This is a genomic window from Azoarcus sp. L1K30, assembly GCF_018122735.1.
Lineage (GTDB): Bacteria > Pseudomonadota > Gammaproteobacteria > Burkholderiales > Rhodocyclaceae > Parazoarcus.
The window spans coordinates 3,278,429-3,293,854 of sequence record NZ_JAGRRD010000001.1 but is presented as its reverse complement, the minus strand read 5'-3'; the positions used below and the strand labels follow the sequence as shown (position 1 = coordinate 3,293,854).

The 15,426-nt window shown below is 63.0% G+C and carries 8 protein-coding genes; 7 read left to right on the top strand and 1 reads right to left on the bottom strand.

The features are described 5' to 3' along the window. The first annotated feature begins 374 nt into the window (after positions 1-374). On the top strand, positions 375-3,593 hold the full coding sequence (locus tag J5J83_RS15175) for an RNA-directed DNA polymerase (RefSeq protein ID WP_212350538.1): 3,219 nt from the start codon (positions 375-377) through the stop codon (positions 3,591-3,593). 245 nt (positions 3,594-3,838) lie between these two features. On the opposite strand, the gene J5J83_RS23260 is transcribed toward J5J83_RS15175, so the two are convergent. Next, positions 3,839-6,574: a LuxR C-terminal-related transcriptional regulator gene (locus J5J83_RS23260; RefSeq protein ID WP_212350536.1), complete on the bottom strand. Its 2,736-nt coding sequence runs from the start codon at positions 6,572-6,574 to the stop codon at positions 3,839-3,841. A gap of 271 nt (positions 6,575-6,845) precedes the next feature. On the opposite strand from J5J83_RS23260, the gene J5J83_RS15165 reads away from it, so the two are divergent. Genes J5J83_RS15165 through J5J83_RS15140 form a run of 6 tightly spaced genes read left to right on the top strand, consistent with a single transcriptional unit; the run spans position 6,846 to position 15,406 of the window. Further along, entirely contained in the window at positions 6,846-8,780 is a 1,935-nt protein-coding gene (locus J5J83_RS15165) for a hydantoinase/oxoprolinase family protein (RefSeq protein ID WP_212350534.1), read from the top strand. Between the two features lie 47 nt (positions 8,781-8,827). Beyond that, a complete protein-coding gene (locus J5J83_RS15160; protein WP_249115740.1) occupies positions 8,828-9,226 on the top strand; it encodes an acetone carboxylase subunit gamma in 399 nt (132 codons plus the stop codon). 22 nt (positions 9,227-9,248) lie between these two features. Further along, positions 9,249-11,384 carry a hydantoinase/oxoprolinase family protein gene (locus J5J83_RS15155; protein WP_212350530.1) on the top strand — a complete coding sequence of 712 codons (2,136 nt, stop codon included), beginning with the start codon at positions 9,249-9,251 and terminating at the stop codon, positions 11,382-11,384. Positions 11,385-11,438: 54 nt separating this feature from the next. Continuing rightward, on the top strand, positions 11,439-13,685 hold the full coding sequence (locus J5J83_RS15150; protein WP_212350528.1) for a hydantoinase B/oxoprolinase family protein: 2,247 nt from the start codon (positions 11,439-11,441) through the stop codon (positions 13,683-13,685). 24 nt (positions 13,686-13,709) lie between these two features. Then, positions 13,710-14,591 carry a hypothetical protein gene (locus J5J83_RS15145; RefSeq protein WP_212350526.1) on the top strand — a complete coding sequence of 294 codons (882 nt, stop codon included), beginning with the start codon at positions 13,710-13,712 and terminating at the stop codon, positions 14,589-14,591. Further along, positions 14,588-15,406, top strand: a complete 819-nt coding sequence (locus tag J5J83_RS15140; protein WP_212350524.1) for a glucose 1-dehydrogenase — start codon at positions 14,588-14,590, stop codon at positions 15,404-15,406. The genes J5J83_RS15145 and J5J83_RS15140 overlap by 4 nt, the downstream gene beginning before the upstream one ends. Positions 15,407-15,426 lie beyond the last annotated feature (20 nt).

The window sequence follows — 15,426 nt, the reverse complement described above, 5'->3', positions numbered from 1 at the left end:
ATTTCTTGCCACGGGCGATGAGAAAGACGTTGAAGGGCTCCCTCTGGAGCCCTTTTTGCTAGGTAGTGTGGCTCTTTGCGGCAGCCATCGACCCATAAGAGACATCCAACCAGACGACAAATCAGCGGCAAATTCTTGAGTGCGGCAGTCACTCAGGCAACTTCGCTCCTCTGCCAAATATGCCGGTTAATCCAATGTGCTAGCATGGCAACTATCTACGAAAAGCACCCGTTGGTGATAATTGCAGCCAACAAAAAATCCACCGGGGTCGCATTTAGATAACCAAAAGCGATAGAATAAACCAATCATTAGCCTGGAGACTGGTATTTCAAGCTAATAATGGCCTGCCATCAGCAGAATTAAAAGGGACCACAATGGGCTATCAAGCAACGTTTACTGGTTGGGAAGATATCACGCTCGAAGATCTGTTGGTGGCCTACCGAAAGGCTAAGGCTGATTGTTTTTTTGAAAATACCTTTCCAGCGGCCATAAAATTTGCAGACTATGAACGAGATTTACTCGCTAATCTAAAAAAATTACTTGAGTACCTGCATCAAGACAAGGGATTTTCAGGTAATGAAAGACTGCTGGGCGATTTTCGTCTCCTTCCGAAAAAGCTGTCCAACAAGCCTAAGAAGAATTTGCCTGCAAATGGCCATGTTCACTTCTCAAATCCTGATCGCACAGTGGTACATCTGCTTGAACACAACAAGATCGTTCCGGAATTTCGAGTGGTTGGCGATTTCCCTGTAGATACGCATATTTTATCTGCATTATGGATCAATACCGTTGGGCATCGCTTTGACGCTAAGCTAGCCACTAGTTGCTACGGCGCTAGGTTAAGACGCATTCGTGACGACGAGCTATTTAGCGAGGCAGACGAGAAGCCTTTTCATATTAGCGCTGTAGGCTCATTTGTACCGTACTTTCAACCCTATCAAAAGTGGCGCAATGATGGTCTTAACGCTATTCGGGGTGAGCTTGAGCAAGGCCGAGAAATTATCGCTGTCTCGTTAGATTTAAAAAGTTATTACCATTTTATCGACCCAATGGCTTTGGCCTCAGCGGTCCTTCACGAGGAGCTAGGACTTGCTCTAAGTGATGAAGAGCAAAAATTCACTAGAGATCTTGCTAAATTTCTCAAACATTGGTCCGAGGGGGCTGGCAAATTTTCAAGAAAGGTTACGTCGGGGATAGCCGCAATTCCCGGTGGACTTGTTATCGGCCTAACTGCGAGCCGAATTATTTCTAATGTATTGCTATCTCGTTGGGACAGGCTGATCAAAGAACGCATTGCGCCAATCCATTATGGCCGCTATGTGGACGATATGTTTTTGGTACTGCGTGACACGAAGACTATCAACGATAGTCAGCAGTTCATGCTGTATTTGAAGGATAGAATGGGCAAAAAAGTCGTTTCTCAAGAGGGAAATGCTAATGACAAAATTTGGCAGATACAACAGGGGAAGGATTTCCAAGGCAAAACGCAGATAAAACTGCAATCTGACAAACAGAAAATGTTTTTGCTTCAAGGTCGCGCGGGGCTCGACCTGCTGGACAGCATTGAGAAGGAGATTAGTGAACTGTCTAGCGAGCACAGACTTATGCCCTCACCTGATCAACTTGACGACTCTACTGCCGCCCGAGTGTTATCGGCAGCGGGCACCGTTGGCGAAAGTGCAGATACCTTACGTCGCGCCGATGGCTTGACCATTCGCCGTTTGAGTTGGTCGTTACAACTACGGCATGTAGAGACACTGGCTCGAGATCTCCCTGCGCAAGAATGGCATGAGCAGCGCGAGGAGTTTTATCAATTCGCTCACAATCACATACTTCGTCCAGACAACTTATTTGCTCACTTTACCTACTTGCCCCGTTTGTTGGGTTTTGCAATCAGCCTGAATGAATGGCTGCAGGCTGAACAAATAGCATTACGCGCATACCATTCTTTGCAGCAATTGGCGACAGCAATACCCAAGGGAAAACCTATCGCGGTGAACGGTGTTGTCACCAAGGCAGGGGAAAATTTATGGCCTATGGTTAAAGGCACTCTGACTTGGCTATTTATTGACGCAGCGTCCCGCCATTACGACCCGAATCGATTATTTTTCGGTCGGCGCTCAAAGAAAGAGCAGCGGCTAGCAGAGCTGTTTTTGAAGGGAATTTTTGATAGCCTACTTGAAGTTGAATCCTTACTCAATTTTCGATTTGGATCAGAGGATTTTTATCGGAAAGCTCCGTTAGTTGCCATGGCCGATCTTGCCAAAGAACCTTATAAGCGCATCTTGCATAGCATATCTGCTGGTCAGCTTATGGAGAAGCATCAAGGTAAGAAGGAGAGTCATATTCTCAAACTGATGGAATCCTCGCAACTATTAAATACCGATGCACTGAAAGGGTTCTTGAAATCAACCCGTCTCAGCCGGCTTGCTGCAGTTGAACGTGAGAAACATAAGAACGAAAGTGTTTTACCCTATCTTTTTCCTACTCGTCCTCTCACACCTGCTGAAATATCGGAGCTTGCTCCGGAGTGTGTAGGGTTGCCAAGAGTAGACGGAAAGCGTTGGCAAGAAAAGCCTTCGATAATATGGGCTCAATACACTCAGGCACTTCGGGGTGTATGGATAAAGCCAACTCTGCTTGCCACAGAGCAGGATGGCAACGACATGCCGAATATCCCAAGGTCACGCATATACGTTCGGATTGGCACTGACCGAAAAAGTAGGATAACTATTGCACTGACCAACCTCAAAACAGAGGATAAAGATTGGGGTGCAATGGCCAGCAATAGACCAAACTTATCTCGTGAGAGGTATCAGCGCATTTCCGAATTGGTCAACCAAGCTATTCGGCTTAAGCCTCGCCCTGACTACCTAGTATTCCCGGAGCTCTCTATTCCTTTGAAATGGATAGATAGCGTGGCAGCAAGGCTGAACGCCTTAGGTATAAGCCTAATTGCCGGAACCGAGTACCGCCACTTTGAGGATAGCCAACTACTGAGTGAGGCCTGCCTGGTACTAACTGATAACCGGCTAGGCTACCCGGCTACAGTAAAGATTTGGCAGCCCAAACTGGAACCAGCGGTTGGCGAAGACAAGGAGTTGACCGCAAAATTTGGCAAGCACTGGGCTGTGTCTAGGTTACAAGGACAACGCAGCAAGCCAATATATGTGCACAACAATGTTCATTTTGGAGTGATGGTCTGTTCAGAGCTACAAAACAGCAAAGCCCGAGTGAGGTTTCAAGGGAAAGTAGATGCATTAATGGTGCTGAGTTGGAACCAAGACTTGGAGACTTTTGCTTCGCTGATTGAATCCGCTGCATTGGATGTGCATGCCTACACCATTCTGGTTAATAACCGGAAATACGGTGACAGCCGTGTACGCTCCCCTGCAAAAGAATCCTTTGTGCGGGACATTGCACGAGTGCGCGGTGGAGATAACGATTTTGTTATAGCTGCCACGCTGGATATTGACTCTTTACGTGCATTTCAAAGTCGAGCCAAACGCTGGCCGGAAAATGGGGATTCGTTTAAGCCCGTCCCTGAAGGGTTTAAACTTAATAGAAATCGACGCAAGCATCCGCCTAAATAATAGAAGGGTGATGCGGAGAAGTTGATAGCTCGGCCCATCTATTCAGAAGAGTAATAGCTGGAGTAGGCTTTACGGCAAGGTTGAGAGTCAAGCGGCCGTTTAGATGGTGGCTTTCAGGAATCATCGAGCGGCAGCAGCTGGCCGGTAGGCGCCGATAGCGTACAAGGGTCTCTACCCGGGCAGAGATCTCACCTTTCTGAGTCACGCTTGGCGGATCGTCTCGCCGCTTACGTCACGGGGCACGACTAGATCAGCTGCCGGCTCCGCGCCAGGGCGATGGCCTGGGTGCGGCTGTGGACCGCGAGCTTCGAGTTGATGTTGCGCATGTGGGTCTTCACGGTGGCTTCGGAGAGGAACAGCTTGTTGGCCATCTCCCGGTTCGACAGGCCTTCGGCCACCAGTGACAGGATCTGCATTTCGCGCTGGGTGAGGGCGTCCACGCCTTCGTCCGGCACCACGGGCGTGTCCACGTTGTCCGGTCGCGGCGCGTTAGTGGGGGCCGGGCGGCCGCGTAGCCGGTTGAGGAAGGTGGCGGCCGGGCCGGCTTGGGGGTCGAGGGTCGGGCCCAGTTCGTCGAACAGGCCGACGAGCAGGTAGTCCTCGTCGAGCAGGGTGCGTTGCAGGTCTTCCTCTGCGGCGAAGCGCAGCACCTCGGTCAGATGGCGGCGCGCGGCGGCGAGGTCGCCGGTGAGCTGCTGCGCCCGGGCCAGCAGCAGGGTGGCCAGCAGCCGGCGCCGGCTCATGCCGCCGGCCTTGTCGAGCAGGTCGAATTCGCGCTGCAGCAGCACGATGGCTTCGCCACCGGCGCGCTGCATGAGTTTGAGCCGGATCGCATGCAGGCGGATGTCGTCGAGCTCGTTGGCCGGCGGCCGGCCGCTCACCGAGCTCCGCCAGCCGAGGTCCACTTCCTCCTGGCGGATGATGCTGGCGGCCAGGTTGAGGTCGCCCAGCATCATGGCGATGCGCGCCCGCTCAAGTCGCGCGCCGCCCACCACCCGGCCGGAACCGCGTGACAGGCCGAGGCGTTCCATTTCGCTGAGCTGGTACTGGGCTTCGTCGAGGCTGCCGCGCCGGGCTTCGATGCGGCTGAGCAGGCGGTGAGCGACGATGATGTGGTCGGGCAGGCCGGTCTGACGGATCAGCAGCAGGTACTCGCGCAGGATGTCCTCGGCCGCGTCGACGTTGTTTTCCTCGTACCAGGCCTCGGCCAGGTACACCGCGGCCACCGCGCTGGCGCTGGAATAGCGCGAGCGCTGGCTGGCATAGCGATAGACGGTCTCGAACTGCGCCAGCGCGGCGCGCAGCCGGCCCTGGGTGAAGCTGATGATGCCGTCGATGCAGTCGGCGTAGACCAGGCCGTAGTCGCTGTTGGCCCGGGCCATGCGCCGCTTGGCGGTGCCGAGCATCTCGCGGGCCTGGCCGAAGTTGCCTTCGATGCTCAGACACATGGCGTAGATGTTGAGCAGCGCGCCATGGGAGAAGTCGTCCCGCCCCGAGAGCTTGGGCAGGTTCTCGGCGGCGATCACCAGGCATTCGTCGATGCGGTCGGACCACAGCAGCACGCAGGGGCCGAGGGTGAGGATGCCGTCGCGGGAGCGTTCGTCGAGCCGGGTCTTGTTCTGCTCCAGGCTGGCGAGCACCAGCTTCGCCTCCTGGTAGCGATGGGCGAAGGTGAGCGCCCAGGCGTAGGACAGGCGCACCTTGAGCAGGCCGTCGAGGTGCTGCTTGGGTAGCGCCTCCACCTGGCGGATGAGGGTGGCGACCCGGCCTTCGTAGATCAGGGTTTCGGCGACCCGGTCGAGCAGGGTGGCGGCCAGGTGCATGTTGCCGGCGGCCAGGGCATGTTCCAGCGCGGTGGTGAGCACGCCCTCGGTTTCGTACCAGGCGGCGGCGCGGTTGTGCAGCTCGGCCACCTGGGCGGGATGGCGGCGCAACAGGTGGCTGCGCAGGAAATCCGCGAACAGATTGTGGTAGCGGTAGGCCATGCGCGCGCTGTCCAGCGACACCAGGAACAGGTTGGCGCGCTCGATCTGCTCGAGCATCACGGCGCCGTCCTGGCGGCCGGTGAGGGCGTTGCAGATCTCGGGGTTGAGGTTGCCCAGGATGCTGGTCTTGAGCAGGAAGTCCTGCACCGGTTCGCTCTGGCGGTTGAACACGTCCTCGGCCAGGTAGTCGGCGATGGCGGCCTGATCGCCGCTGAAGCCGCGGATGAAGGCGCCGATGTCGCGCTGGCCGTCGAGGAACAATGAGGCGAGCTGGATGGCGGTGGCCCAGCCCTCGGTGCAGCGGTGCAGCTCGGCCACATCCCGGTCGCTGATGTTCAGCTGGCGCACGCCGGTGAGGTAGTGGCGGGCCTCGTCGAGGGAGAAGCGCAGCAGGTCGGCGCCCACTTCCACCAGCTGCTCGCGGGCGCGCAGCTTGCCCAGCCCCAGCGGCGGGGTGGCGCGGCTGCCGATCACCAGCTGGCTGCCGGCGGGCAGGTGGTCGATGAACTGGCGCACGATCTCGTGGATGGCGCCATTGGTGATGGTCTCGAAGTCGTCCAGAAAGAGGGCGAAATCCACGCCCTCGGCCGAGAGCCGGTCCACCGCGTCGAGCAGCGCGCCCAGCGGCGCGGTCTGGGAGTCGAACAGGGAACCCGGTGCGGCGTCCCGGCGGTTCTCGCCGCCGCAGGCGTCGAGGGCGGCGACCAGGTAGCTCAGGAAGCGGCTGGCGTCGTTGTCCTGCGCATCGAGGGTGACCCAGCCGGTGCCGATGCCCGAGGCGCGGGCCCGTTCCACCCACTGCAGCATGGCGGTGGTCTTGCCGAAGCCGGCCGGTGCGTGGAACAGCGCCAGCTTGATGTGGGACTGGATCAGGTCCGGGATCGGCGCCGTGCGCGCCACCGAATTGGGGGTCAGTGTCGGTGGGCTGAGCTTGGCCGCACTCAGCCTGATCCGTGCGGGCTTGGCGCTCACCTCGATTTCCGGGTCCCGATTCACAGCTGTCTCCTCACGTCTTTTCTTATATCGATCCGGCTGGGCCGGGTCGTGGCGGGTGCGTGCGTACCTCGTCTTTTGGAGTATATCGCCGCCCCGGCGCATGGCACGCCGAAGCCTACTTTTACCCCGATTCCCGTGGCAATGCGTCGTCCATTGTGGGTATCCCGCGACGGCCAAAAATCATCCCTATTAACGATGTGGCAGGGGGCGGATTCCAAAACAATGCATCCATCGAATCGCTCTCCATCAACCCCGTTACAGAGGTGCGTACGTGGGAAAACTCATCAATATCGACAACGGCGGCACGCTGACCGACATCGTGGTCGTCGAAGGCAACACCATCTTCCGCACCAAGACCCTGACCACGCCCTACGACCTGAGCAAGTGCTTCTTCGAAGGGCTCAAGAAGGCGTCCCGGGAGATCTACGGCGACGAGAACGTCGTCGAACTGCTGCGCACGACCGACTACATCCGCTACTCCACCACCCAGGGCACCAACGCGCTGGTCGAGCGCAAGGGTCCGCGGCTCGGGCTGGCCTTGCCGGCCGGCACGCCGGGTGACGTCCTGCGCCAGTCGCCGGGCGGCGAGGAGATGTTCGAGGCCCTGTTCGACCAGCGCCTGGAAGCCATCGACCTGTCGCTGGAGGGCGCGGCCTTCGAGGCCGAGGTGGTGCGGGTGGTCAATGCGCTGGCCTCGGCCGGCGCCAACCGGCTGGTGATCGGCGCCCTCGGGCCCGACCATGAAGACCAGGAAAAACGGATTCGCCGGATCATCCTGCGCAAGTTCCCCTCCCACTTGCTCGGGGCGATCCCGGTGCTTTTTTCGCACGAGATCGGCAGCGACCTGGACGACGCCCGGCGGATCTGGACGGCGGCCTTCAACGCCTTCCTGCATCCGGCCATGGAGACCTTCCTCTATCACGCCGAGAACATCCTGCGCGAGCACCGCTTCAAGACCCCGCTGCTGATCTTCCGTAACGACGGCGATTCGGCGCGGGTGGCCAAGACGGTGGCGCTCAAGACCTACAGCTCCGGGCCGCGCGGCGGCATGGAAGGCGCCCGGGCGCTGGCCGCCCAGCATGGCGCGGCACGGCTGGTGACCGTCGACGTGGGCGGCACCACCACCGACATCGGCCTGGTCGAGCATGACGCCTTACGCAGCCGCCGGCGTGGCGCGGTGGAGTCGGTGGAGATCAGCCTGCCGCTGGTGGATGTGGTCAGCGTCGGCGTCGGCGGCGGCTCGATCATCCGCGCCGAGGACGGGCGCATCAAGGTCGGGCCGGAGAGTGTCGGCGCCCAGCCGGGCCCGGCCTGTTTCGGGCTTGGTGGCAAGCTCGCCTGCATCACCGATGTGTGCCTGCTCACCGGCATTCTCGATCCGAAATCCTATTTTGGTGGCGAGCTCACCCTCGACACCGGCCGCGCCGAGGCGGCCATCAATGAAAACGTGGCCGGCGCCCTCGGGCTGCCCATGCCCGACGCCCTCGCCGCCATGGAGTGGGCCTGGGTGGACAAGGTGGCCGACAGCATCCGCCGTTTCACCGACATCACGCCGGACACCACGCTGGCCGCCTTCGGCGGCGGCGGTCCGCTGCTGATCTGCGACGTGGCCGACCGGCTGGGCGTGCGCAAGGTGATCGTGCCGGCGCTGGCGGCGGTGTTCAGCGCCTTCGGCCTGGGCTTCAGCGACATCGCCCATCACTACGAGGCGGTGGTGCCCGAGGGCGATATGGCCGGGCTGGACGCGCTGGTGGCGAGCCTGCTCGAGCGTGCCCGCCGCGACATGTACGCCGAGGGCTTCGAGCTTGAGGAATGCGAGCAGGCGGTGTCGCTGCTGCGGGTCGATGCCGCGGGTGAAGCACATCCGCTGGCCTATCGACCCGGCCAGGCGCCGGACGTCCATCTGACGGCCGGCGAACACCTGACGGTGTCCATGCGCGTGACCAAGCCCATCGAGCATGTGGCTTTCGAGCCGGTCGATGTCGGCACGGCCAGCGACGCGGTGGCGGCGGGTACCCGCCGGGTGTGCCTGCCCGGTGACGACGCCCGCGACATTCCCCTGGTGCGCATCGCCGACAACGCGGCCGGTGCCACCGGGTCGGGGCCGGCCGTCATCGAGGAAGACTTCTTCACCTGCCGGGTGCCGGCCGGCTGGCGCTACCGCTTTGCCGGCGGCATGGACCTGGTGCTCGAAAAGGCCGACTAGCGCACACGCCACGCCGAATTCCGAGGAGACACACAATGAAAATACCGATGACCGAATACCTGGCGATCGACCTCGATCGCGAGATGTGGGAATGCCGTTGCTGCGGCCATTTGATCCAGAGCGCCCGCGAGAACTACAAGAAGGGCCTGCTGGTGTATGACCGCAACCCGCGCGAGATCCACAAGCCGCTGCTCGACACCACCAAGTACCAGCGCAGCTTCGCGCCGGACCCGGCGTGGTGCGCGTTGCTCGAATACTACTGCCCCTCCTGCGGAACGATGGTCGAGACCGAATACACCGTGCCCGGCCACCCGCCGCTGCATGACATGGAGTTCGACATCGACGCGCTGAGGGCGCAATGGAAGGACCGGCCCGCCCCGGCGGTTCGCGAGATCCCGGACGACGACGAGCGCATCAAGCAGCTGCGCCACACCCACGCCCATTGAGCACTGACGAGGAATCCAAAACATGAAACGGGTGGCTGTAGACATCGGTGGCACCTTCACCGACTGCTTCGTCGTGTGGGACGGCAACTATGTGCAGCGCAAGGCGCTGACCACGCATCACAACCTGGCGCTGGGCTTCAACGAGGCCCTCGACTACGCCTGCGGCGACCTCGGGGTCGATCGCGAAGCCCTGCTCTCCGAGGTGGACTCGGTGCGCTACGCCACCACCCTGGGCACCAATGCGCTGATCGAACGGCGTGGCCCCAAGGTGGCGGTGCTGGTCACCGCCGGCTTCAAGAGCGTGCTGCCCATCTCGCGTGGGCGCGGCTATGGCGAGGGTCTGGACATCAGCCGGCAGATGGACGTCCCCAACGCCGCGCGGCCCGATCCGCTGGTGCCCATCCCCATGATCCGCCAGGTGCGCGAGCGCATCGACTACAAGGGCGCGGTGGTGATGGACATCGACGAGGACGACCTGCGCCTGCAGCTGCGCGAGCTGGTGGACAAGGGCGCCGAAGCGCTGGTGGTGATGCTCGCCAACAGCGTGGTGAACCCCGCCCATGAGTTGCGGGTGCGCGAGATCTTCCTCGAGGAATACCCCGCCCACATGCTCGGTGCGCTGCCCATCGTGCTCTCCCACCAGGTGGCGGGGCGCAAGGGCGAGTATGTGCGCGGCATGTCGGCGATCATGGATGCCTTTCTGCACAAGGTCATGTACCACGGCCTCGGCACGCTGGAACTGAACCTGCGTAATTCCGGCTACCAGCGGCCGATGCTGGTGGTGCACAACTCCGGCGGCATGGCCCAGCTCAACTCCACCGACGCGCTGCAGACGGTGCATTCCGGCCCGGTGTCGGGCGTGGCGGCCTCGGAACATCTGGCCATGGAAGCGGGCCTGGGCAACGTGGTGGCCACCGACATGGGCGGCACCAGCTTCGACATCGGCATCGTGGTCGAGGGCGGGGTCAAGCACTACGACTTCAACCCGGTGATCGAGCGCTGGATGGTCAGCGTGCCCATGGTGCACCTGGTCACCCTGGGCGCCGGTGGCGGCTCGGTGGCCAGCTACGACCGCATGTACCACACGGTCAAGGTCGGCCCCGAAAGCGCGGGCTCCGATCCCGGCCCGGCCAGCTACGACCGCGGCGGCCTCAAGCCCACGGTCACCGACACCGACCTGCTGCTCGGCTACCTCGACCCGGAGAACTACGCCGGCGGCAAGATCAAGCTCAACCCGCGGCGGGCCAAACGGGCCATCGAGGACACCCTGTGCGACGAGCTGGACCTGGACACCATCGAGGTGTGCAAGCTCATCAAGCAGACGGTGGACGCCAACATGGCCAACGGCATGGCCGCCGAGCTGCGTGCCCGCGGCTACGACCCCGGCCAGTTCACCATGCTGGCCTACGGCGGCAACGGCCCGCTGCACGCCTGCGGTATCGCCCGCAGCCTGGGCATCGGCGCCATCCTCGCGCCGCCCTACAGTTCGGTGTTCTCGGCCTGCGGTGCCGGCAACATGCACCAGATGCACATCCATGAATCCTCGGTGTTCATGGTGCTGTTCGATTCGAACCGCAAGCAGATGTTCAGCGACTACGCCCGCTTCAACGAGATCGTTGCCGACCTGGAAAGCCGCGGCCGTGAAGACCTGACGCGCCAGGGCATGCGCGCCGAGGACATCCGCTACCGGCTGGAGCTGGACATGCGCTACGGCAACCAGCGGGTCGAGACCGCCGTGGTCACCGACCTCAACCGCCTCGCCAGCCTGGCCGACGTGCTCAAGCTCATGGAGCAGTTCCACACCCGCTACGGCGACCGCTTCGGGGCCGGCAGCCAGGCGCCGGAAGCCGGCGTGCGCATCAACACCATCCGGGTGTGCGCCTACGTGGAGCTGGAGACCGTGCGCTTCGCCGGCATCAAGCCGACCGGGCCGGACAAGGCACCGGGCGCGCCGGTAGGGCGTCGCGAGTGCCACTTCGTCGGCATCGAGGGCGCGGTAGATACGCCCATCTACGACGACTCGGCGCTGGCCGACGGCACCCGCATCGAGGGGCCGGCCATCGTCGTGACCCCGGCCACCACCTACCTGGTCGAGCCCGGCTGGCAGTTCCGGGCCGCCGGCCAGGGCGCCGTGTGGTTCAACCAGCTCGCCGGCTGACGCCCCCCAGACAAGCCATTCGCGGAGACCGATATGGGACATACCGACAAGCAAATGAAAGACGCCCTGAGCGCCGACGAGCAGGCCCTGCTGAACACCTTCCTGGATGAGCACTCGCTGTTCTACGGACCCGACCCGGCGATCATGCGCGACCACACCATCGGCCCGCGCAGCGCCATCGAGGACGAGCTGCTGCAGGGTGAGCTCGACCCCCACGCGCTCAACCTGGTGCGCGGCCGGCTGCATGCGGCGCTGGACGAGACCTACGACATGGTCGAGCAGATGGGCACCGCGCCGGGCGCCAAATGGGGCGACCTGGTGACCGCGGTCTACACCGCCACCGGCGACCTGTCGTCGATCAGCCCGAAAGGCGTGGTGGTGTTCTCGGGCGTGTGCCACTACCCGCTCAAGTTCATCGCCAAGTACTGGGCCAAGGACCCCACCGTGGGCCTGCACGACGGCGACGGCTTCATCCACAACGACTCGCGCTACGGCAACATCCACAACACCGACCAGAGCATGATCATGCCGGTGTTCCACGAGGGAGAGGTGATCTGCTGGGTGTCCTCCACCATCCACGAGGGCGAGAACGGCGCCTGCGAGCCCGGCGGCATGCCGGCGGCGGCCGAGAGCAAGTGGGACGAGGGGCTCAAGATGCCGCCCTTCCGCATCGTCGAGAACTACCAGGTGAGGCGCGACCTGCTCACCTTCCTGCAGAACTCGGTGCGCGATCCCAAGCTCCAGTACGAGGACGTGAAGGTCAAGCTGCATGCCTGCCTGCGCCTGATCGAGCGCATCCGCGCGGTGATCGCCGAGTATGGCAAGGAGAACCTGATCGCCTGCCTGCGCAAGAACATCGAGGATGTGGACATCGAGGTGCGCCGCCGCATCCGCGAGATGCCCGACGGCACCGTGCGCACCCATGCCTTCATCGACGGCACCCTGCGCGAGAACGTGCTCATCAAGTACAACCTCACGGTCACCGTGAAGGGCGAGCGCATGATCCTGGATGTGCGCGGCTCCAGCCCGGAGTTCGTGAACCGCTCCATCAACACCACCGTCGCCTCGCTCAAGACCTGCATCGCCACGGCCTACCTGCTCTACATCTGGCCGGACCTGCCGCACAACATGGCCTGCTTCTCGGCGGTGGAGGTGCTCTCGGACGAGAACTCGCTGCTGGACTCGTCCTTCGACGCGCCCAACTGCATGAGCCTGATCCCGCTGTTCAAGTCCTTCACCCTGCCGACCATCGCGCTGGCGAAGTTCATGTACAGCTGCCCCACGCGCTACACCGCGATCTACTCCTCCCACTTCAACCAGCCCTACACCTTCATCTACGGCGGGGTGACCCAGCATGGCGAGGTGACCGGCAATTTCTGCGCCGACATCAACGGCAACGGCGGCGGCGCACGCGAGAACCGCGACGGCGAGCATGCGGTGTCGCCGTGCTTCGGCTACATGTGCGACACCGGCGAGCAGGAGCTGATCGAGGAGGAACTGCCGGTGCTGCGCCTGGTGGCCCAGCACCTGACCAAGGACCGGGTCGGCTTCGGCAAGTACCGCGGCGGCCTCGGCTACGAGCAGCTCATCACCAGCCGCGACGCCGGCTTCTGGGGCTTCATGACCGGCGGCACCGGCTCGCTGCATCCGAGCGCCTACGGGCTCTTCGGCGGTTACGCCTCGCCGGTCTACACCTTGTGCAAGATCCGCGAGGTGAACGTCTTCGACACCCTCAAGACCGATCCGCGCAGCTTCAAGTTCGACCTGGTCGAGCTCATGAACGAGCAGGCCATCCCCGGTGCCAAGTACGGCGCCTACGACATGGGGATGACCTTCGAGCCGGTGCAGGAGGGCGAGGTCTACATGATCTGCCAGGGCGCGGGCGCCGGTTACGGCGACGTGCTCGACCGCGACCCGAACCTGGTCATCCGTGACCTGGAGGAAGACCTCATCTCCCACGAGACCGCCCGCGCGCTCTACCACGTGGTGTACGACGAGGACTCGCTGGTGCTCGATGTGGAAGCCACCCGCGCCGCCCGCGCCGCCGAGCGCGAGGCGCGCAAGCGCCGGGGCAAGCCCTTCGACCAGTTCGTGGCCGAGTGGGTGCGCGCGGAGCCGCCCGAGGACCTGCCCTACTACGGTAGCTGGGACGACCCCACCCGCATCTACGCGGGCCAGGGCGCCGGCCGGGTGGTGATGGCGCGTGGCGCGGTGACCGGCGTGATGATGCCCAACCCCAAGGATGTGCGCATCGCCGAACTCGAAGCGCAACTGGCCGCCGCGACGGCCGGGCGTGGCTGACCGATATCCTGCGGGAGGACTCCGATGCAGACTGCTTTCATGAATCGGCTGGCCGGCGGCGAGCCGCTGGTGTGGCTGGATTTCTACGACTACGCCGGGGCCAAACTGGCCGGCGCCGCCGGCATTCCCTGGCTCGACGAGGCGGCCTTCGCCGCCTTCCACGGCAAGGCCCAGGGCCTGCTGGGCTCCGACGTGATCACGGTCCCGGTGGCGCGCATCGCCGAGGCGCTGCTGCGGGCCAATCCAGCCTTGTCGAGCGCCCTGGGCGAGAAGAAGCGGCCGGCCTACCCGCTGCGCCGCCTGCTCGAGGACGCCGGCCTGCGTCAGGCGGTGTCCGCCCTGCTGGGGCCGTTGCGCGCCGCCGACGGCGAGCGTCCGCTGGCGCTGGTGCTGCCCTCGCCACGCCAGTGGCTGGCCGCCGCCTACGCCGTGGCCCATGGCGAGCCGATGGCGGCAGAGGTGGCGAGCGACCCGGACGAGATCGATGGCGCGGCGGTGTATGTCGCCAATTTTTTGGGCGAGTTCGCCACGGCGGGTGTCGACCTGGTGCTGCTGTGCGAGTCGCCCGACGACGGCGCCCGCAGTGGCGAGGATCTGGCCCTGTACGAATCGGTGTTCAAGACCTGCCGGCACTTCCGCTGGGCCATCGGCCTGCTCGATCCGGCCGGCCTGCTGCCGGTGCATGAGGCCGGTGCGCTCGATGTGCTGATCGCGCCCGCCGGCAGCCGCGAGGCACGCGTGCCCGAGGTCTTCTGGATGGCCGGGGGCGAGGCGCTCGCGCCCGCGAATGCCCGGCTCTACCAGGGCGTGATCCCGGCCGACGCGGTGCCCGAGACCGTGCTCGATCGTCTCGCCGTGCTGCGCCGTCGCGAAGGCCAGGCCGAACTGGCGGAGGTGTCCGCATGAGCGCCGCCGATCCCTTCCGCCTCGACGGCAAGGTCGCGCTGATCACCGGCGCGGCGCGCGGCATCGGCGCCGAATGCGCCCGCCACCTGGCCGCTGCCGGTGCGCGGGTGATGCTCACCGATGTGCTCGACGACATCGGCCACGACACCGCCGCGACGCTGCGCGCCAGCGGCGCAAAGGCCGACTACCTGTCGCTCGACGTGACCCGCGAAGCCGACTGGGAGGCCGCCGTCGCGGCCACCGTCGACAGCTTCGGCGGCCTCGACGTGCTGGTGAACAACGCCGGCATCGAGATCATGGGGGCGATCACCGAGGTGGATCTCGATGACTTCCGCCGCCTCATGACCATCAATGTGGACGGCGTCTTCCTCGGCTGCAAACAGGCGGTGACCGCGATGCGGCCCGGCGGCGCGGCCGGGCGGGGTGGCTCGATCATCAACATGTCCTCGGTGGCCGGCCTCGTCGGGGTGCCCTGGTTGTCGGCCTATGGCGCCAGCAAGGGCGCGGTGCGCCTGATTACCAAGGACGTGGCGGTCGAGTGCGGCCGCCTCGGCTACGGCATCCGCTGCAATTCCATCCATCCGGGCGTGGTCGCCAGCCAGATGGCCGATTCCTTCCTGCACAAGAACCAGGCCCTGTCCGGCGGCACCGCGTCGCTGGACGAGGTGCGTGCCGCCTTCCTGCACGCCCATCCCATCGGGCGCATGGGCGAGCCGGCGGACATTGCCCATGCGGTGCGCTTCCTGGCTTCAGAGGCGTCGTCCTGGATCACCGGCGTGGAGCTGCCGGTGGATGGCGGCTGGACCGCCACCTGACAGAACAACAACGAGAGTGG

What these genes read in the sequence shown, in the direction of transcription:
- J5J83_RS15150 (WP_212350528.1), top strand. Translation starts at nt 11,439, where the DNA reads ATGAAAGACGCCCTGAGCGCCGACGAGCAGGCCCTGCTGAACACCTTC.
- J5J83_RS15155 (WP_212350530.1), top strand. Translation starts at nt 9,249, where the DNA reads ATGAAACGGGTGGCTGTAGACATCGGTGGCACCTTCACCGACTGCTTC.
- J5J83_RS15175 (WP_212350538.1), top strand. Translation starts at nt 375, where the DNA reads ATGGGCTATCAAGCAACGTTTACTGGTTGGGAAGATATCACGCTCGAA.
- J5J83_RS15145 (WP_212350526.1), top strand. Translation starts at nt 13,710, where the DNA reads ATGCAGACTGCTTTCATGAATCGGCTGGCCGGCGGCGAGCCGCTGGTG.
- J5J83_RS15160 (WP_249115740.1), top strand. Translation starts at nt 8,828, where the DNA reads ATGACCGAATACCTGGCGATCGACCTCGATCGCGAGATGTGGGAATGC.
- J5J83_RS15140 (WP_212350524.1), top strand. Translation starts at nt 14,588, where the DNA reads ATGAGCGCCGCCGATCCCTTCCGCCTCGACGGCAAGGTCGCGCTGATC.